The 17452-nt window shown below is 67.9% G+C and carries 18 protein-coding genes; 5 read left to right on the top strand and 13 right to left on the bottom strand.

Going from position 1 to position 17452, the window contains the following annotated elements; translation table 11 throughout:
• Positions 1–16: 16 nt before the first annotated feature.
• On the bottom strand, positions 17–808 hold the full coding sequence (locus HFGMBDPB_RS12655) for an SDR family NAD(P)-dependent oxidoreductase (protein ID WP_212645516.1): 792 nt from the start codon (positions 806–808) through the stop codon (positions 17–19).
• Positions 809–900: 92 nt separating this feature from the next.
• Here HFGMBDPB_RS12655 and HFGMBDPB_RS12660 point away from each other — a divergent pair, with 92 nt between their 5' ends.
• From HFGMBDPB_RS12660 to HFGMBDPB_RS12675, 4 genes are all read left to right on the top strand, one after another.
• A complete protein-coding gene (locus tag HFGMBDPB_RS12660) occupies positions 901–1836 on the top strand; it encodes a LysR family transcriptional regulator (RefSeq protein ID WP_126311618.1) in 936 nt (311 codons plus the stop codon).
• 261 nt (positions 1837–2097) lie between these two features.
• On the top strand, positions 2098–2871 hold the full coding sequence (locus tag HFGMBDPB_RS12665; RefSeq protein ID WP_016448667.1) for a ferredoxin--NADP reductase: 774 nt from the start codon (positions 2098–2100) through the stop codon (positions 2869–2871).
• A 44-nt stretch (positions 2872–2915) separates the two neighbouring features.
• Positions 2916–3722, top strand: a complete 807-nt coding sequence (locus tag HFGMBDPB_RS12670; protein WP_016448668.1) for an IclR family transcriptional regulator — start codon at positions 2916–2918, stop codon at positions 3720–3722.
• Positions 3723–3867: 145 nt separating this feature from the next.
• Positions 3868–4641 carry an SDR family oxidoreductase gene (locus tag HFGMBDPB_RS12675; RefSeq protein WP_016452143.1) on the top strand — a complete coding sequence of 258 codons (774 nt, stop codon included), beginning with the start codon at positions 3868–3870 and terminating at the stop codon, positions 4639–4641.
• Between the two features lie 92 nt (positions 4642–4733).
• On the opposite strand, the gene HFGMBDPB_RS12680 is transcribed toward HFGMBDPB_RS12675, so the two are convergent.
• From HFGMBDPB_RS12680 to HFGMBDPB_RS12735, 12 genes are all read right to left on the bottom strand, one after another.
• On the bottom strand, positions 4734–5033 hold the full coding sequence (locus HFGMBDPB_RS12680) for a HigA family addiction module antitoxin (protein WP_013800141.1): 300 nt from the start codon (positions 5031–5033) through the stop codon (positions 4734–4736).
• A gap of 42 nt (positions 5034–5075) precedes the next feature.
• On the bottom strand, positions 5076–5357 hold the full coding sequence (locus HFGMBDPB_RS12685) for a type II toxin-antitoxin system RelE/ParE family toxin (RefSeq protein WP_212645517.1): 282 nt from the start codon (positions 5355–5357) through the stop codon (positions 5076–5078).
• A gap of 129 nt (positions 5358–5486) precedes the next feature.
• Positions 5487–6662, bottom strand: a complete 1176-nt coding sequence (locus HFGMBDPB_RS12690) for an ABC transporter substrate-binding protein (protein WP_212645518.1) — start codon at positions 6660–6662, stop codon at positions 5487–5489.
• Positions 6663–6717: 55 nt separating this feature from the next.
• Positions 6718–7425 carry an ABC transporter ATP-binding protein gene (locus tag HFGMBDPB_RS12695; RefSeq protein WP_016448672.1) on the bottom strand — a complete coding sequence of 236 codons (708 nt, stop codon included), beginning with the start codon at positions 7423–7425 and terminating at the stop codon, positions 6718–6720.
• Positions 7412–8176, bottom strand: a complete 765-nt coding sequence (locus tag HFGMBDPB_RS12700) for an ABC transporter ATP-binding protein (protein WP_016452146.1) — start codon at positions 8174–8176, stop codon at positions 7412–7414. Before HFGMBDPB_RS12700 ends, HFGMBDPB_RS12695 begins: the two co-directional genes overlap by 14 nt.
• Positions 8163–9137, bottom strand: coding sequence for a branched-chain amino acid ABC transporter permease (locus HFGMBDPB_RS12705; RefSeq protein WP_017405281.1), 975 nt, complete (start codon positions 9135–9137; stop codon positions 8163–8165). The genes HFGMBDPB_RS12700 and HFGMBDPB_RS12705 overlap by 14 nt, the downstream gene beginning before the upstream one ends.
• Positions 9138–10001: a branched-chain amino acid ABC transporter permease gene (locus HFGMBDPB_RS12710; protein ID WP_016448674.1), complete on the bottom strand. Its 864-nt coding sequence runs from the start codon at positions 9999–10001 to the stop codon at positions 9138–9140.
• A 220-nt stretch (positions 10002–10221) separates the two neighbouring features.
• Complete coding sequence (locus HFGMBDPB_RS12715) at positions 10222–11160, bottom strand: LysR family transcriptional regulator (RefSeq protein WP_016448675.1); 939 nt, start codon at positions 11158–11160, stop codon at positions 10222–10224.
• A 123-nt stretch (positions 11161–11283) separates the two neighbouring features.
• Positions 11284–12270: a YihY/virulence factor BrkB family protein gene (locus HFGMBDPB_RS12720; RefSeq protein WP_046238973.1), complete on the bottom strand. Its 987-nt coding sequence runs from the start codon at positions 12268–12270 to the stop codon at positions 11284–11286.
• Between the two features lie 70 nt (positions 12271–12340).
• Complete coding sequence (garD, locus tag HFGMBDPB_RS12725) at positions 12341–13906, bottom strand: galactarate dehydratase (RefSeq protein WP_043792259.1); 1566 nt, start codon at positions 13904–13906, stop codon at positions 12341–12343.
• Between the two features lie 174 nt (positions 13907–14080).
• The gene (locus HFGMBDPB_RS12730) at positions 14081–15079 is read right to left on the bottom strand and encodes a Bug family tripartite tricarboxylate transporter substrate binding protein (protein WP_212645519.1); all 999 of its coding nucleotides are present in this window, start codon (positions 15077–15079) and stop codon (positions 14081–14083) included.
• A gap of 50 nt (positions 15080–15129) precedes the next feature.
• Positions 15130–16446 (bottom strand): glucarate dehydratase family protein, encoded by a 1317-nt coding sequence (locus HFGMBDPB_RS12735; RefSeq protein ID WP_016452151.1) that lies wholly within the window; start codon positions 16444–16446, stop codon positions 15130–15132.
• An 87-nt stretch (positions 16447–16533) separates the two neighbouring features.
• On the opposite strand from HFGMBDPB_RS12735, the gene HFGMBDPB_RS12740 reads away from it, so the two are divergent.
• Positions 16534–17322 carry a FadR/GntR family transcriptional regulator gene (locus HFGMBDPB_RS12740; RefSeq protein ID WP_016452152.1) on the top strand — a complete coding sequence of 263 codons (789 nt, stop codon included), beginning with the start codon at positions 16534–16536 and terminating at the stop codon, positions 17320–17322.
• The last annotated feature ends 130 nt before the right edge of the window (positions 17323–17452 follow it).

The raw sequence follows: 17452 nt of genomic DNA on the forward strand, positions 1-17452 counted from the left end.
GCCCCTCCTGGCGCCTTCAGAGAAACATGCCGCCCGAGGCCTCGATGCGCTGACCCTGCACCCAGCCCATGCCGGGCTGCAGCAGGGCGGCCATCACGGGGCCGATGTCGTCGGGCTGGCCCACGCGGCCCAGCGCCGTCTGGCTGGCCAGGGCCGCGCCTACCTGTGCGTCGTCGCGCACACGGCCGCCGCCAAAATCCGTGGCAATCGCCCCCGGCGCCACCGTGTTGACGCGAATGCCGCGCGCCCCCAGCTCGCGCGCCAGGTAGCGCGTCAACACCTCCACGCCGCCCTTCATGGCCGCATAGGCCGCATAACCGGGCTGGGTGAAGCGCGTGAGCCCGCTGGACAGGTGGATGATGCTGCCGCCGTCGCGCAGCAGGGGCAGCAGGTGCTGGCTCAGGAAGAACGGCGCCTTCAGGTGGATGGCGAACAGTTCGTCGAACTGCGCCTCGGTGGTGGTGGCGAATGGCGCGTTGATGCCGATGCCGGCGTTGTGCACCAGCGCATCGAGGCGGTCGGCCTGCCAGGTCTCGGCCAGCGCCTGGCGCACGCGGGCCGCAAAGTCCGCAAAGCCCGCGCTGCGCGCCACGTCCAGCTGCAGGGCGGCGGCCCGCCCGCCCAGCGCCTCGATGGCGGCCACGGCGGCCTGGGCCTGGTCGGCACGCTCGCGGTAGGTCAGCACCACGTCCAGGCCCTGGCGCGCCAGGTGCTCGGCCGTATTGCGGCCCAGGCCGCGGCTGCCGCCCGTGACGAGGACGATGCGGCGGGCGGCAGAGGAAGAAGTGTTCGAAAGAGACGCTGTCATGACGGACCTCGGCAGTGGGTTGCAATGACGGCGACTGTATTGAAGGCTGTTTTCTGGATAAATTGGCTGTTTCTGATTTATTTGTTCGTCCCATGCAAACAATCAAGCTTCTGGAGCAGATGCAGATCTTCAGCCGCGTGGCCGAGATGGCCAGCTTCACGCGTGCGGCCGACAGCATGGGTTTGCCCAAGGCCAGCGTCTCCCAGGCCGTGCAGCAACTGGAGGCGCGGCTGGGTACGCGGCTGCTGCACCGGACCACACGGCGCGTGCAGCTCACCCAGGACGGCCAGGCCTGCTACGAACGCTGCCAGGACCTGCTGGCCGACGTGGACGAGTTCCAGGGCCAGTTCCAGCAGGCCGGCGACGCACCGCTGCAAGGCAAGGTGCGGCTGGACATGACCACCGGCCTGGCGCGCCACGTCGTCATGCCCTTGCTGCCGCAACTGCTGCAAAGCCATCCGGCGCTGGAGCTGGAGCTGAGCTGCACCGAGCGCCGCGTGGACCTGGTGCGCGAAGGCTTCGACTGCGTGCTGCGCCTGGGGCCCGTGGACGAGCCCGGGCTGGTCGCCCGCCCGCTGGGCCGGCTGGCGCTGGTCACCTGCGCCAGCCCCGGCTATGCGCAGGCCCACGGCCTGCCGGCCACGCTGGCCGACCTGGGCGGACACCGGCTGGTGCACTACCAGCGCACGCTGGGCGCGCGGCCGCTGGGCTTCGAGTACGAAGAGGACGGCCAGGCACTCAGGCTGCCCATGGAGGGCGCGCTCACCGTGAACAACGCCGAGGCCTATCTCTCGGCCTGCCAGGCCGGCCTGGGCCTGATCCAGGTCCCGCGCCTGGCCGTGCAGCCGCTGCTGGATGCAGGGGAACTGGTCGAGGTGCTGCCCCGCCATCCGCCCCCGCCCATGCCCTTGCACCTGATCTATGCCCACCGCCGCCAATTGCCACGCCGCGTGCGCGTGCTCATGGACTGGCTGGCACAGGCCATACAGCCCTGGACACTCGACGCTGGCCTGCCCGAAAAGCAATAGGCGATGGCCCGCTGGACTCGGCCAGCGTCATTTTGCTTATCACTAATCCGTATCAAGACAAAGGTTCGCGCCTGCCCCTTTTGACGCCATTTACCGGACAATAGCGACCTTGCCCCGGTCACCGGCCGCCACGAAGCAGCGGCAACGCGCACACCGCGCCTGCCCCCTGTGCTTCCCGCCACCGCGTGCCTGAATGGCACTGACCTCTCATTGCAACGTCCCGGCGGGCACTGTCCGCCCCGAATTCACCGTATTGCCAACATGAGTGCTTTTCTTGAAGAACGCGTGCTGTCCGTCCACCACTGGACCGACCGCCTTTTCTCCTTCACCACCACCCGTGACACTGCGCTGCGCTTTTCCAACGGCCATTTCACGATGATCGGCCTGAAGGTCGACGGCAAGAACCTGCTGCGCGCCTACTCCATTGCCAGCCCCAATTACGAGGAGCACCTGGAGTTCCTGTCCATCAAGGTGCCCGACGGCCCGCTGACCTCGCGCCTGCAGAACATCAAGGTGGGCGACACCATCATCGTCGGCAAGAAGCCCACGGGCACGCTGCTGATCGACTACCTGCTGCCCGGCAAGAACCTGTACCTGATCGGCACCGGCACGGGCCTGGCCCCCTGGCTGGCCGTGGCGCGCGACCCCGAGACCTACGAGCGCTACGAGAAGGTGGTCGTGGTGCACGGCGTGCGCCATGCCAACGAGCTGGCCTACCAGGAGCTGTTCGAGAAGGAACTGCCCGAGCACGAGTTCCTCGGCGAGATCGTCAAGGACAAGCTCATCTACTACCCCACGGTGACGCGCGAGCCCTTCCGCAACCAGGGCCGCATCTCCAACCAGATCACGGCCGGAACCTTCCCGCAGAACATCGGCCTGCCCGAGCTCAACCCCGAGACCGACCGCGTCATGCTGTGCGGCAGCCCCGCCATGCTGAACGAACTCAAGGAGCTGCTGGAGCACCGCGGCTTCAAGGAAGGCAACACCACCACGCCCGGCGACTTCGTGGTCGAGCGCGCCTTCGTCGAGAAGTAAAGCCCACGACACCCCGTGGCGGGGCGGCTGCCGATAATCGGCGCATGCCGCCCTCCTCCCTCCCTTCAGCCCCGCCAGGCGACGAAGACCGCAACTTCATCGTCGCACTGGCGCGCGGGCTGGACGTGCTGTCGTGCTTTCGCTCCGGCGAGAAGCTGCTGGGCAACCAGGACATCGCCAGGCGCTGCGGACTGCCCAAGTCCACGGTCTCGCGCCTGACGCACACGCTGACCACGCTGGGTTACCTCATCCATGTGCCCGAAGAGGGCAAATACCGCCTGGGCACGGCCACACTGGCGCTGGGCAGCGCCATGCTCTCGCGCCTGGACGTGCGCCAGATCGCGCGCCCGCTGATGCGCAAGCTGGCGGCCGCCACCGATGCCGAGGTGGCCCTGGCCACGCGCGACCGGCACAACATGGTCTACATCGAGCACTGCCCCAGCGCGCGCTTCATGCACCGCGACCTGGACATGGGCTCGCGCATTCCCCTGGCCACCACGGCCGTGGGCCGTGCCTGGCTGGCCGCCAGCCCCGCGTCCGAGCGCCAGCGCGCGCTGGACTATCTGCAGTCTCACGCGCCCGAGCAATGGGCCGCCGCACAGGCCCAGCTGCCGCTATGGCCGGAGGCGGGCAACCAGCCCCAGCCCTGGCTGTCGCGCTCGTTCGGCGACTGGCAGCCCGAGGTCAACGCCATTGCCCTGGCCTTCTCGCCGGGGCGCGGCCTGCCGCTGATGGCCGTCAGCCTGGGAGGGCCCTCGCGCTTCGTCACGGCCGACGCACTGCGCCAGGACGGCGTGCCCGCGCTGCAGCGCATGGTGCGGCGGCTGCAGCAGGACATCGACAGGGCCTGAACGCCTGTCCCGCAGGTGCCCGCGCGGTACCGCTCAGCACGGCGCAGCACGGCAAAGTAGCCAAGACGACAGCGTGCACGATGCCGGCGCCCTAGCATGCAGGTGTTGCTCAACCACCAGAAACCCAAGCCAGGAGACATACAGCATGAGCGTGAAAGCATTGTTCGACCTCACGGGCAGGACCGCCCTGATCACCGGAGGCTCGCGCGGCCTGGGCCTGCAGATGGCCGAGGCGCTGGGCGAGATGGGCGCCCGGCTCGCCATCACGGCGCGCAAGTCCGACGAGCTGGCCGAGGCCAAGGCCCACCTGCAGGGCCTTGGCTACCAGGTCGAGACCTTCACCAACGACCTGCAGAAGTTCGACACCATCCCCGCCCTGGTCGAGGACGTGCTGGCGCGCTGCGGCGACATCGACATCCTCGTCAACAACGCGGGCGCCACCTGGGGCGCCAAGGCCGAGGAATACCCGGACGAGGCCTGGAACAAGGTCATGAACCTCAACGTCTCCGCGCCCTTCTTCCTCACCCGCGAAGTGGCCAGGCGCGTGATGATCCCCAAGGGCCGGGGCAACGTGATCATCACGGCCTCGGTCGCGGCCTTCAAGGGCACGCCGCCCGGCATGAACACCGTGGCCTACAACACCTCCAAGGCGGCCGCCGTGCACCTGGCGCGCACCCTGGCCTCGGAATGGGGCCACTACGGCATCCGCGTCAACTCCATCTGCCCGGGCTTTTTCCCCAGCAAGCTGGCCAACGGCCTCATCGACAAGCTCGGCGACCAGCTCATCGCCCGCGCCCCACTGCGACGCATCGGCGGCGAGGAGGACCTCAAGGGCGCCGTGGTCTACCTGGCGTCCGATGCATCGCGGCACATGACGGGGCAGGCGTTGGTGCTGGATGGTGGAGCGAGCTTGTTGTAAACAACGCAGCCCTGCAATGAGAAAGGCCCCTGTACCGCGGTGCAGGGGCCTTTCTTACGTGAGCCGCTGCGCAGCGACTCAGCATGTCTTCTTCAAGCCTGCAGAGCAAAGGGCTCGATGGACTCCAGGTCGTCGCCTATGGCCTCGCGCGCGATATCGGCGTCGTACTGGCTTTGCAGATTCATCCAGAACTCCACGGACGTGCCAAAGAAGCGCGCAAGGCGCAGCGCCGTATCCGCGGTGATGGAGCGGCCGTTCTTGACGATGGCCGCGATGCGTGTCTGCGGGACATGGATGGCCTGGGCCAGGCGGTATTGCGTCAGGCCCATGGGCTCCAGGAATTCAGTGGCCAGGATTTCGCCTGGCGTGGGGAGGTTCAAAGGTTTGTTCATGGTCAGCACTCCTGCGCCAGATCCAGGATCAACGCTTTCGCTTCAGTGGTAATCGACGATCTCCAGCTCACTCGGGCCTTCATGGGTCCACACAAAGCACACGCGCCACTGGTCATTGATGCGGATGCTGTGCTGCCCCTTGCGATCTCCGTGCAGCGCCTCCAGCCGGTTTCCGGGCGGGACCCTCAAGTCCTGAAGCACATGAGCGGCATGCAGCATCCGAAGCTTGCGCAGCGCAACCACTTCAATGCTGCTCCACCGATGCACCCGCCTCTGCTGGAACAGTTGCTCGGTGTCGGGGCACTTGAATGACTGGATCGTCATGGAAGCAAATAATAACGTGCCGCGTCAGTAACGTCAAACGCAAGTACCGGACAACTGAGTCCACAAGAAAGCGCCTGGGCCAGATCAAGCTGGCACCAGGCGCTTTCGGTCGAAAAGCTGAGCGGCGCTCTACTTGTTCGCCACCGTCATCACCGCCTCGATCTTGCCGTCGCGCACAGCGGCGCCGCGCTCCGTGGTCAACGTGCCGCCGCGATCATCCACGCCCTTGACGCCGCCGGGGTTCACGTCGGGGCGCAGGGATTTGTAGGCCTCGTCGAGCTTGGCGTGGATGGCCTTGGTGTCCGAGGCCGAGCCGGCCAGTTGCATGGCCTTGACGGTGGCGTGCACGGCCGTGTAGTTCCACTGCGCCTCCGAGCCCGGGATGCGGCCCGGGTAGACCTTGCCGAAGCGTTCGACGAAGGCCTTGTTCTCGGGCTTGGTGTCCTCGGAGACGGGCATGACGCCGATGGCGCCTTCCAGCGGCGCATAGCCGCCGACCACGCGGGCCATTTCGTCGAGCTTGGCCTGGTCCATGACCACGAAGCCGCCCTTGAAACCCAGCTCGCGCGCCTGCTTGACGACCAGGGCCGTGGGCTCGGAGGCTCCGCCCACGAAGAGCACATCGGGCTTTTCGGCCAGGGCCTTGCTCACGCCGCTGTAGAAATCGGTGGCGCGGTTGTAGCTCATGGCGTTCTCGGCCACCACAGTGCCGCCCAGCTTTTCCCAGCCGGGCTTGAAGGCAGCGACCCAGGCCTTGGCGTAGTCGTGGTCGGCGCCCACCAGGGCCACCTTATTGCCGAAGCGGCCCATCACGTACTTGGAGAACGGGTCGATGTACGAGGTGAACTCGGGCGGGATGCGCAGGGTCAGCTTGTTGCCCCGGTTGGTGATCTGCGGCACCGAGCTGTAGGCCAGCACGATGAAGTTGCTGCGCTCGTTGGTGGTCTGCAGCGCGAAGATGCCGCCCGAATGCGGCACCAGGATGGCCGCCGTCTTGTGCTGCTGCACCAGGCGCTGGGCGTTGATCGCGGTCTCGGACGGGTTGTACTTGTCGTCCAGCGGAACGATCTCGATCTTGACCTTCTTGCCACCGATCTCGGGCGCTGCGGCATTGATCTCGGAGACGGCCATCTGCATGCCGTCGAGCACGTTCTTGCCGTACTGGGCAGCGCCGCCCGACAGCGGGCCGGAGTAGCCGATCTTGACCACCTCCTGCGCCAGCGCGGGGCCGGCGGCGGCCACGGCGGCGCAGGCCAGGGCCAGCGTGCCCACCCTGCGGCGGGTCAATGGTGCGAATGCTGTCATGTCTGTCTCCTTGGATCGTTGGTGGTGGTGGCTTGGGTAGAGGCAAGAGGCGGCGTCATGCACCGATGTAGGCTTTTCGGATGGAGTCGTCAGCCAGCAGCTCGGCCGGCCTGCCCTCGCGCACGATGCGGCCGCTTTCCATCACATAGGCGCGGTGCGCGATCTTCAGCGCCGCATAGGCGTTCTGCTCGGCCAGCAGCACGGTGGTGCCGGCCGCGTTGATGCGCTGTATGGCCTCGAACATCTGCTTGATGACCAGGGGCGCCAGGCCCAGCGAGGGCTCGTCCAGCAGCAGGGCCTGGGGCCGGCCCATCATGGCGCGGCCGATGGCCACCATCTGCTGCTGGCCGCCCGACAGCGAGCCGGCCGGGTCGTGCTGCTTCTCGCGCAGGATGGGAAACAGCTCCATCACCTCCTGCAGCGTCTTCTGGCTGGGACCGGGGTCGCGGCGGTGCACATAGGCGCCCAGCTGCAGGTTGCGCAGCACCGACATCTGGGGAAACAGCTTGCGCCCTTCGGGGCACTGCACCACGCCGGACTGCACGATGGCCGAAGGCTTGCGCCCGGCCAGCTCCTGCCCGTTCCAGACGATGGAGCCGCCCGCGGCCTTGTGGATGCCGCTGGCCGTGAGGAACAGCGAACTCTTGCCCGCGCCGTTGGCGCCCAGCAGCACCACCAGCTCGCCCCGGTCGGCATGCAGGCTCACGCCGTCCAGCGCCAGGAAGCTGCCGTAGCGCAGCGACACGTTCTCAAACTTCAGCATGCTCGCTCCCCAGGTAGGCATCGATGACGGCGGGGTTGCGGCGTATCTCCTCGGGCGTGCCCTCGGCGATCTTCTCGCCGTAGCTGAGCACCAGGATCTTGTCGGCCAGGCTCATGATCATGCCCATCTTGTGCTCGATCAGCGCCACCGTGATGCCGTGGCGCACCAGCTTGCGGATCAGCTCGGCCAGGCCCTCGGTCTCCTCGGGGTTGACGCCGCCGGCGGGCTCGTCGAGCAGCATCAGCTTGGGGTCGGTGGCCAGGGCCAGCGCGAAGGCCACGCGCTTGCGCTCCTCCTGCGTGATGTCGCCCGCGATGCGGCCGGCCACATGCGACAGGCCCACGAAGTCCAGCGCGTCGCGTGCCTTTTCGCGGCACACGCGCTCTTCCTCGCGCAGGCGGCTGGAGCCGCGCAGCACGTCCCACAGGCCTGAGCGCGTGCGCAGCCGGTGGCCCACGATGAGGTTGTCCAGCACCGTGGCGCGGTCGAACAGCGCCGTGGTCTGGAAGGTGCGCGCCACGCCCAGTTTCGCCACCTGGTCGGTGCGCAGCGAGGTCACGTCCTGGCCATTGAAGGTGATGGTGCCCGAGGTGGGCTTGTGCACGCAGCTGATCAGGTTGAAGAACGTGGTCTTGCCCGCGCCGTTGGGGCCGATGATGGCGTTGATGCGGCCTTCCTCGATCACGGTGCTGACATCGCTCACGGCGGCCAGTCCGCCGAACCGCTTGGTCAGGTGGTCAATCTTGAGCATGCGGCTTGCCCTCCTTGGCATTGCGGCGCGCGCGCCAGGCGGTGACGCTGCCCACCACGCCGTAGGGCATGAAGATCACCAGCATCACGAGAATGGGGCCGAAGACGATGAAGCGGTACTCCTGCAGGAACTGCAGGTACTGCGTGATCCAGGGCATGCCGATGGCGCCCAGCAGCGGCCCCAGCACCGTGCCCATGCCGCCGACCATGGCGAAGATCATCATGTCGAAGGTGTGGTGCACGCCCGCCATGTCCGGCCCGATGAAGCGCACGAAGCCCGCATACAGGCCGCCCGCCACGCCCGCGTAGACCACGCTCAGCATGAAGGCCAGCACCTTGTTGCGCATGAGGTTGATGCCCAGGGCCTCGGCCAGCTCGTCGCTGTTGCGGATGGCCACGAAGGTGCGGCCCAGCAGCGACCGGACGATGCGCCGCATCACCCAGACCGAGGCCACGAGGAAGGCCAGCACCAGGTAGTACAGCGCCAGCGGCGACTCGAAGCTCAGCGCGCCCAGGGCCTCGGGCGCGGGGATGCCCATGATGCCCACCGTGCCGTGGGTCAGGCCCTCCCACTTCTCGATGACGAGGAACATGATGTAGCCCACGCACAGCGTGAAGATGGAGAAGTAGTGGCCCTTGAGCCGCAGCGAGACGATGCCGATCAGGTAGCCCAGCACCGCGCACACCACGCCCGACATCACCAGCCCGCCCCAGAACGGCCAGCCATGGTCCACCGTAAGGATGCCCACGGTATAGGCGCCCGCGGCCATGAAGCCCGCATGCGCCAGATTGAGCTGGCCCGTGTAGCCCGTGATCAGGTTCAGGCCCAGCGTGGCGATGGCGAAGATGTAGGCCGTGCTCATCACCGTGAGGTGGTAGTCGTTGCCCGCCAGCCAGGGGAAGGCGATGCCGGCGGCCAGCAGCAGGCCCCAGGCAACGCGGGAGTCGATGAATCCGTTCATTCAATGACTCCTCTTGGCGAACAGGCCCTGCGGGCGCAGCGACAGGATCACCACCAGCAGCACGAAGGCGATGATGTCCTTGTAGTCGGTGGAGATGTAGTAGGCGCCGAAGCTCTCGGCGAAGCCGATGATCAGCCCGCCCAGCACGGCGCCCGGGATGCTGCCCATGCCGCCCAGGATGATGATCACGAAGGCCTTGGTGATGACCAGGTGACCCATGGCCGGATAGACCAGGTTGATGGGCGCATACAGCGTGGCCGCCACGGCCGCGAGCACGCCTGAGATGGCAAAGGTCAGCATGGATACGCGGTTGGCGTCGATGCCCACCATCGATGCGCCCTCGCGGTTCTGGGCCATGGCGATGATGGTCGAGCCCGTGGTGGTGCGCGTCAGGAACAGGTGCAGCGCCACCATCAGCGCAAAGGCCGCGACTATGATCAGCAGGCGCTGCGCAGGCGCTGTGATTCCGCCCATCTCCACGATGGAGGTATAGGGCGTGGGCATGCGCTGGAAGTCCGCGCCCCACAGCGCCTGGGCTCCGGCCTCCAGGAACAGCAGCAGCCCGATGGAGGCGATCTTGGGATGCAGGGGCGAGGCCTTGCGCAGCGGATGGAAGATCAGCCGCTCGCTGACGATGCCCAGCACCGCCACCGCCACCGCCGCCACCAGCATGGCCGCCCAGTAGCCCCAGCTCCAGGCCACCATGGCCTGGAAGGCCACGAAGGCGCCGATCATGTAGAAGCCCCCGTGCGCGAAGTTGGGCACGTGCAGGATGCCGTAGACCAGGGTCAGGCCCAGGGCCACGAGGCCATAGATGCCGCCCAGGGTCAGTCCGTTGAGCACTTGCTGCAGGAAGACGTCCATCACCGCCTCCCGCCTGCCGCCGCCGGTGGCCGCCACCGGACCAGGGTCTGTTCTCGCATTGCCTTGCCTCCTTGTTTGCTGTGAACCAGCTTAGGAGGCGGTGCCGTGCACCATCAACCCGAAGATTCCGCACAGCGGAATTCACCTGGGAAACCCCGAGGCGCAAACCGCTGCGGCAGTAACCTAGATGACAGGCGCAGGCCGGCAGGAGCGGGGAACGCTAGATGGACAGCGCCGGCAGGTTCTCGGGCAGGCCCTGCATGGAGCGCTGCGTGTGCTCGGCCACGAAGTCGAGGAAGCTGCGCACGCGCGCCGGCATGAACTTGCGCGTGGGCAGGGTGGCGTAGAGCGTGAATCGGCCCGTGGTCCATTCGGGCAGCACATGGCGCAGCCGGCCCGAGCGCAGGTGGCGCGCGATCAGGTCCAGCGGCTGGGTGCTGATGCCCGCGCCGTCCAGCGTGGCGCGCAGCAGCGTGCCCGTGTGGTTGGCCACCAGCACGGGGCGCACGGCCACCTCGACCTCGCCCGCGTTGCCGTCGAGCCGGCGCATGCGCAGCATGTCGGAGCGGCCCTGGATGCGCCGGCGCAGCAGGCACTGGTGGCCGGCCAGGTCCTCGGGCACGACAGGCACGCCATGGGCGTCCAGGTACTCGGGCGCGGCGCAGGCCAGGCCGCAGGTGGTAACGATGGGCCGGGCCACCACGTTGCCGTCGTAGCCCTCCTCGGCATTGACGAAGGTGATGTCGTATTCGCCCACGGCCGCCTCGCTGGCCGACTCCACGAAGACCTCGATGCAGATGCGCGGATGCAGGCGGTGGAAGTCCGCCACCAGCGGCGCCAGCACATGCTCGGCGAACACGGGCGGCGTGAGCACGCGCACGGCGCCAGACAGCTCCAGCGTGTGCGCCTGGGCCAGGCTGAAGGCATCCTCCACATCGGCCAGGATGCCGCGCACGCGCTCCAGGTAGGCCTCGCCAGCCTCGGTCAGCGAGACGCTTCGCGTGGTGCGCTGCAGCAGCCGCGTGCCCAGGTGCTGCTCCAGGTCGGCCACCAGGCGCGTGACCGTGGGCACGGACATGTCCAGGCGCCGCGCCGCCGCCGAAAACCCGGCCTCGTCGGCCACGGTCTGGAATACCCGCATGGTCTGCAATCGGTCCATCTTGTCCTTGGCCCCCGGCCTTGGTGCCAGGGGACTTTGCTGCATTGTTCCATTGCCCAAACGCCTGCGCCGCGGCTTTGCGGGCCGCGGCGCAGGCGTTCATCTTCGTCGAAATGCGGGAACTCAGCCCTTGCCGCCCGGAGTGTCCCCGGCGCTGGCCGCCTCGGCGGGCGGCGCCCAGCGGATGGGGTGGGTGAAGCGCACGCCGGCATCGCTGAAGGCCTTGGCCGTGGCGGCCGACAGCAGCAGGATGGCCGAGGAAAAGTAGATCCACATCAGCAGCACCACCAGCGAGCCCGCCGCGCCATAGGCCGAGACCACGGCCGCCGTGGCCAGGTACCAGGCCAGGGCCTGCTTGCCCAGCGTGAACAGCAGGGCTCCGATGATGGCACCGAAGATCAGATAGCGCAGCCGGGGCTTGGGGCCGCCGCCTATGCGCATCAGCCCCACGAAGAGCAGCACGGTGATGCCGAAGGACACGCACTCGTTGATCAGGCTGACCAGCGGCCCCAGCGGCTGCATCTGCAGCTTGGTGCCGGCCCAGTTGGTGATCAGCTGGATGGCCGTGGACAGGGCCATGGACACCAGCAGCAAGAAGCCCAGCGCCAGCACATAGGTCAGGCCGCGCAGCCGCAGCGCGGCCATGCGCCACCACACGGCCTTGGGCGGCGGCGGCTCGCCGTTGGAGGTCCAGAGCCTTTCCAGCGCGGACTGCAGCTCCACGAAGACACCGGTGGCGCCCGACATCAGCAGGATGAAGCCGAACAGCGAAGCCAGCCGCCCCTCGTCGGGCCGCTGGGCGCTTTCCAGCGCGCCGCGCACCACCTGGGCGCCGCGCTCGCCGATCACGTCCTGCACCTGGTCGATGAGCTGGTGCTCCACATAGCTGCGGTCCACCCACCAGCCCAGCACGCCGACCAGCAGCAGCAGCAGCGGCGCCAGGCTCAGGATGCCGTAGAAGGACATGGCGGCGCTCATGCGCAGGCCATCGGCGTCCAGCCACAGCTGCACGGCGTTCCACATGGCGCGCAGCGGGTTCAGTTCCAGCAGCCGGTCCAGGCGTGCGGACCAGGACGAGGCGGGGGGAGTTTCCGGGGTATCTGAGGGCATGGCCCCCATTGTGCGCAGCGGCGCACCGGCGCCCTGTCAGCCTGTGCCGACAGGGGCCTGTACGCGCGGCTCAGGTCACGGGCGCTGGATTGAACAGCACCAGGGCGTTGTGCAGCTTCCACTGCTCGGCCCAGGTCTTCCTGCGGCCGCTGGCCACGTCCAGCATCAGGCGGAACATCTCCCAGCCCACGTCCTCGATGCTGGCCTGGCCCTCGGCGATGCGGCCCGCGTTCACATCCATCAGGTCATGCCAGCGCCGCGCCAGGTCGCTGCGCGTGGCCACCTTGATCACGGGCACCTGGGCCAGGCCGTAGGGCGTGCCCCGGCCCGTGGTGAACACATGCAGGTTCATGCCGGCGGCCAGCTGCAGCGTGCCGCAGATGAAGTCGCTGGCCGGCGTGGCTGCATAGACCAGGCCGCTTTGGATGCCCCGGTCGGCCAGACGCTGGCCCGGCGACAGCACGCCGGTGATGGGAGCCGTGCCGCTCTTGATGATGGAGCCCATGGCCTTCTCGACGATGTTGGACAGGCCGCCCTTCTTGTTGCCCGGTGTGGTGTTGGCGCTGCGGTCCACGCGGCCCTTGTCCAGGTAGGCGTCGTACCAGGCCATCTCCTCGATCATGGCCTGGGCCACCTCGGGGCTGGAGGCGCGCGATGTGAGCTGGTCGATGCCGTCGCGCACCTCGGTCACCTCGCTGAACATCACGGTGGCGCCTGCGCGCACCAGCAAATCGGTGCAAAAGCCCACGGCCGGATTGGCCGTGACGCCGCTGAACGCATCGCTGCCGCCGCACTGCACGCCCACCACCAGGGCGCTGGCCGGCACGGTCTCGCGCCGGCGCGCGTTCAGCCGCTCCAGATGCACCCTGGCGCGGCCCATGATGGAGTCCACCATGGACATGAAGCCCACATGCGCCTCGTCCTGCAGGCAGACCACGTCCAGCGCGGGCTCGCGCTCATCGACGATGGGGAAGGACCCCGGCGGCAGCAGCCGCTCGGGCTGCAGCTTCTCGCAGCCCAGGCTCACCACCATCACCTCGCCGCCAAAATTCGGGTTGTGGCTGATGTTGCGCAGCGTGCGCTGCGGAATCTCGGCGCCCACGGCATCGATGGCCACGCCGCAGCCATAGCTGTGCTCCAGGCCCACCACATCGTCCACATTCGGATAGCGCGGCAGCAGCTCGGCCTTGATGCGGCCCACCGCGAAATCCAGCACCCCGGCCACGCACTGCACCGTGGTGGTGATGGCCAGGATATTGCGCGTGCCCACCGTGCCATCGGCATTGCGGTAGCCCTCGAAGGTGTAGCCCGTCAGCGGCGGCAGCTCGGGCGGCTGCACCGTGGCGATCGGCAACCCCTCAAGAGACAGCGCCCCCGGCATGCGCAGCAGCCGCTCATGCACCCAGCTGCCCGCAGCAATGGCCTGCAGCGCATAGCCGATCACCACGTTGTAGCGGCGCACCTCGCCGCCCTCGGCAATGTCCACCAGCGCCACCTTGTGCGCCTGCGGCACCTTGTCGACCAGCACCAGCCCCCCGGGCATCACCGTGCCCGCAGGCAACCCCCCGTCATTGGCCACGATGGCCACGTTGTCGGCCGGATGCATGCGGATGGAAAGAGGAAGTGGGGTACTCATGGCAATGTCTCAATTTTCTAGGGGCCTGTCGCAATCGGAGTGCAGCCCTCGCAACCGTCACGTCCCAACTCAGGAACGCCGAGCAAGAGCCGCCTCGCGGCGGGGGCGCCCAGCCGAAGGCGTTGTCCCCCTCCGCGAAGCGAGAAGGGGGAAGGCGCGAAGCGCCTCAGGGGGTCACTCTGCTTTAATTCCAGCAGCCTTGATCACCTTCCCCCACTTGACCACCTCGGCCTTCTGGAACTCGCCCAGCTCGGCCGGCGTCATCTGCGAAGGCAGCATGCCGAAGTTCTTCAGGCGCGCCTGCACCTCGGGCGTGGCCACGATCTTCATGATCTCCGCATGCAGCCGCTCCACGATGGGGCCCGGCGTGCCTGCGGGCGCGAACACGGCCTGCCAGGAGCCCATGTCGAAGCCCTTCTCGCCGGCCTCGGCGATGGTGGGCACATCGGGCAGGGATTCCAGGCGCTTGGAGCTGGTCACGGCGATGGGACGCAGCTTGCCGGCCTGCACATGGGGGCCGACGACCAGGGCGGTGTCGAACATCATGTCCACCTGGACGCCGATCACGTCCTGCACGGCCGGGCCGCTGCCCTTGTAGGGCACGTGGGTGAACTTCACGCCCGTCTGGTAGCCCAGCAGCTCCAGCGCCATGTGGTTGGAGGTGCCGCTGCCCGGCGAGGCCGAGGTCAGGCCGCCCGCCGCTGCCTTGGCCTTGCTGGCGGCCAGCACGTCGGCCAGCGTCCTGTAGGGGCTGGAGGCCGGCACCACCAGCACCAGCGGGCCCGAGCCCAGCATGGCCACCGGCGTGAAGGACTTGACCGGGTCGTAGTCCAGCTTGGCGTACAGGCTCACATTGATGGCGTGCGAGCTGATGGTGCCGCCCAGGATGGTGTAGCCATCGGCCGGGGCGCGCGCCGCAATGGCCGAGCCCACGCTGCCGCCCGCGCCGCCCTTGTTCTCGATCACCACGGGCGTGCCCAGGGCCTTGCTCAGCGGCTGGGCGATCACGCGCGCCAGCGTATCGGTATTGCCGCCAGGCGGGAACGGCACCAGGTAGGTGATGGGCTTGCCCGTGGGCCAGTTGCCCTGCGCTGCGGCCGGCATGGCGGCCAGGGCCGTGCCCAGCAGCAGGGCGCTGGCGAGGGAATGTTGGATGAGTGTGCGGCGTTGCATGGTGCTTGTCTCCGGGAAGGGCTTGTCGTTGGAATGGTGTGAAAGCGGGTTCAGAAGCGCGGCTGGTGGCCGGTGAACGCGGGGTCGTACTTGCGCATCTGCCCCAGGTCGTCGCGGTTGCGGATGCCGCAGTGCAGGTAGTTGTCGTGCAGGCGGGCCAGGGCCTCGCGGTCCAGCCGCACACCCAGGCCGGGCGCCGTGGGCACGCGCAGGCTGCCCTGCTCGAACTGCAGCCGGCCGCCCTCGACCACTTCCTCGTCCTGCCAGGGGTAGTGCGTATCGCAGGCATAGGTCAGCAGGGGCACGCTGGCGCACAGGTGCGTCATGGCCACCAGGCTGATGCCCAGGTGGGAATTGCTGTGCATGGACAGGCCCAGGTCGAAGGTGCGGCACAGCGTGGACAGGCGCTGCGTGGCGCGCAGCCCGCCCCAGTAGTGGTGGTCGCTGAGCACGATCTTCACGGGGCAGCCCATGTCGGCATTGCGGCGGAACTCGGCAAAGTCCGTGACCACCATGTTGGTGGCCAGCGGCACATCGCACTCGCGTGCCACGGCCGCCATGCCGTCCAGGCCGGGCGCCGGGTCCTCGTAGTACTCGAGCACGCCCTGCAGCTGCTGCACGATCTTCAGGCTGGTCTCCACCGTCCAGTTGCCATTGGGATCGATGCGCAGCGGCGTGCCCGGAAAGGCATCGGCCAGCGCCAGGATGCCGGCCGCTTCCTGCTCGGGCGGCAGCGCGCCGGCCTTGAGCTTGATGCTCTGGAAGCCGTACTGCGCAATCATGCGCCGCGCCTGCTCCACCAGCTGCTGCGGCGCCAGGGCCTCGCCCCAGGCGTCGGGCGAAGAATCTGGTCCATAGGGCCTGTCGATGTGCTCGGCGTACTTGTAGAACAGGTAGGCCGAGAACGGCACGCTGTCGCGCGCCGCCCCGCCCAGCAGGTCCACGATGGGCGCCCCGGCCATCTGGCCCTGCAGATCCAGCATGGCGACCTCGAAGGCGCTGACCACCTTGGCCACGGTCTTGGACACATGTGTGCCCGGCGCCAGCGACACCTGCTGGCCCAGGAACTCCGACGCCGTCAGCGCAGGCGGCGCCACCAGGGCCGCGACGCGGGCCTCCATCTCGTTGAGCGCCCAGGGCGACAGCCCCACCAGCGCGGGCGCGGCCTTGGCCAGCGCATCGAGCATGGGCTGGTCGCCGTAGCTTTCGTTGATGCCGACCAGGCCCGAGGCCGTCTCGATCTCGATGATGGAGCGCAGCGCCCAGGGCTCGTGGATGCCGGCCGCATTGAGCAGCGGCGGATCACGGAAGGCAATGGGCGTGATGCGGACGTGGCGGATCGCGTGGGTCGCTTGGGAGGTGCTCATCTGGACTGCGGACGGGGTCGGAAAATCGGAAAAATCTGCGAAAGCGTTGACGTCTTGTGATACGTTGTCGTACAACTTGGAGCGATTATGATCAGCACCATGGAAAGTTCGGCAAAGGGATTTCCCGCATCACCCCCAACGATCGAGCTTCCCCTGCGAGGAAAGTCCGGTCGCAGCGGCCGCAATCTGGCCGCCCTGCTGTTCGACGAGTTCGCGAGCAAGATCCGCAACGGCCTGCTGGCCGAAGGCGAGAAGCTGCCCACGGAATCGTCGCTGGTGCAGACCTACGAAGTCAGCCGCACCGTGGTGCGCGAGGCGCTGTCGCGCCTGCAGGCCTCGGGCCTGGTGGAGACGCGCCATGGCATAGGCACCTTCGTGCGCGCCGCCCAGCCCGCGTCCACGCTGATGCTCAATGCCGACGAGCTGACGGCCGCCGTGGACGTGATGGCCGTGCTGGAGCTGCGCATCAGCCTGGAGACCGAAAGCGCCGGCCTGGCCGCGCTGCGCCGCAGCCCCGAGCAGCTGCAGGGCATACGCACGGCGCTGCAGGCCTTCGAGATCGCCTTTGCGCGCGGCGAGGACACGGTGGCCCATGACCTGGCCTTCCACACCCAGATCGCCGAGGCCACGGGCAACCGCTACTTCGGCGACATCCTGCGCCACTTCGGCGCCCAGCTGATTCCGCGCACGCGCATCGCCTCCATCCACCAGCCCCAGCGCGACCCCGACTACCTGCGCCGCGTCAACCGCGAGCATGAGGAAATCCTCGCCGCCATCGAGCGCCAGGACGCCGACTCGGCCCGCGCGGCCATGCGCATCCACCTGACCAACAGCCGCGAACGCCTGCGCCTGGCGCAAAAGACCAGCGCCTCCTGACGCCTTCTGTGCATCCTGGACCGCCCCGCGCCCTGCGGGGCAGATGGCGCCGGCACAGGAATTCAGACAACCAAGGGAAAACCCTTTATCACGGCATGCATGTCTCGGTTGAAAATTCGCTCCAGTTGTA

Source organism: Delftia sp. PE138 (assembly GCF_018320755.1).
In the GTDB taxonomy this organism is placed as follows: Bacteria; Pseudomonadota; Gammaproteobacteria; order Burkholderiales; family Burkholderiaceae_C; genus Comamonas; species Comamonas tsuruhatensis.

Excerpts from the sequence above, each read along its gene's own strand:
- HFGMBDPB_RS12685 (WP_212645517.1), bottom strand. The coding sequence starts at position 5,357 with ATGACGATCCAGTCATTCAAGTGCCCCGACACCGAGCAACTGTTCCAG.
- HFGMBDPB_RS12705 (WP_017405281.1), bottom strand. The coding sequence starts at position 9,137 with ATGAACGGATTCATCGACTCCCGCGTTGCCTGGGGCCTGCTGCTGGCC.
- HFGMBDPB_RS12740 (WP_016452152.1), top strand. The coding sequence starts at position 16,534 with ATGATCAGCACCATGGAAAGTTCGGCAAAGGGATTTCCCGCATCACCC.
- HFGMBDPB_RS12660 (WP_126311618.1), top strand. The coding sequence starts at position 901 with ATGCAAACAATCAAGCTTCTGGAGCAGATGCAGATCTTCAGCCGCGTG.
- HFGMBDPB_RS12690 (WP_212645518.1), bottom strand. The coding sequence starts at position 6,662 with ATGACAGCATTCGCACCATTGACCCGCCGCAGGGTGGGCACGCTGGCC.
- HFGMBDPB_RS12655 (WP_212645516.1), bottom strand. The coding sequence starts at position 808 with ATGACAGCGTCTCTTTCGAACACTTCTTCCTCTGCCGCCCGCCGCATC.
- HFGMBDPB_RS12680 (WP_013800141.1), bottom strand. The coding sequence starts at position 5,033 with ATGAACAAACCTTTGAACCTCCCCACGCCAGGCGAAATCCTGGCCACT.
- HFGMBDPB_RS12710 (WP_016448674.1), bottom strand. The coding sequence starts at position 10,001 with ATGGACGTCTTCCTGCAGCAAGTGCTCAACGGACTGACCCTGGGCGGC.
- HFGMBDPB_RS12735 (WP_016452151.1), bottom strand. The coding sequence starts at position 16,446 with ATGAGCACCTCCCAAGCGACCCACGCGATCCGCCACGTCCGCATCACG.
- HFGMBDPB_RS12665 (WP_016448667.1), top strand. The coding sequence starts at position 2,098 with ATGAGTGCTTTTCTTGAAGAACGCGTGCTGTCCGTCCACCACTGGACC.
- HFGMBDPB_RS12695 (WP_016448672.1), bottom strand. The coding sequence starts at position 7,425 with ATGCTGAAGTTTGAGAACGTGTCGCTGCGCTACGGCAGCTTCCTGGCG.
- HFGMBDPB_RS12720 (WP_046238973.1), bottom strand. The coding sequence starts at position 12,270 with ATGCCCTCAGATACCCCGGAAACTCCCCCCGCCTCGTCCTGGTCCGCA.
- HFGMBDPB_RS12670 (WP_016448668.1), top strand. The coding sequence starts at position 2,916 with ATGCCGCCCTCCTCCCTCCCTTCAGCCCCGCCAGGCGACGAAGACCGC.
- HFGMBDPB_RS12715 (WP_016448675.1), bottom strand. The coding sequence starts at position 11,160 with ATGGACCGATTGCAGACCATGCGGGTATTCCAGACCGTGGCCGACGAG.
- HFGMBDPB_RS12730 (WP_212645519.1), bottom strand. The coding sequence starts at position 15,079 with ATGCAACGCCGCACACTCATCCAACATTCCCTCGCCAGCGCCCTGCTG.
- garD (WP_043792259.1), bottom strand. The coding sequence starts at position 13,906 with ATGAGTACCCCACTTCCTCTTTCCATCCGCATGCATCCGGCCGACAAC.
- HFGMBDPB_RS12675 (WP_016452143.1), top strand. The coding sequence starts at position 3,868 with ATGAGCGTGAAAGCATTGTTCGACCTCACGGGCAGGACCGCCCTGATC.
- HFGMBDPB_RS12700 (WP_016452146.1), bottom strand. The coding sequence starts at position 8,176 with ATGCTCAAGATTGACCACCTGACCAAGCGGTTCGGCGGACTGGCCGCC.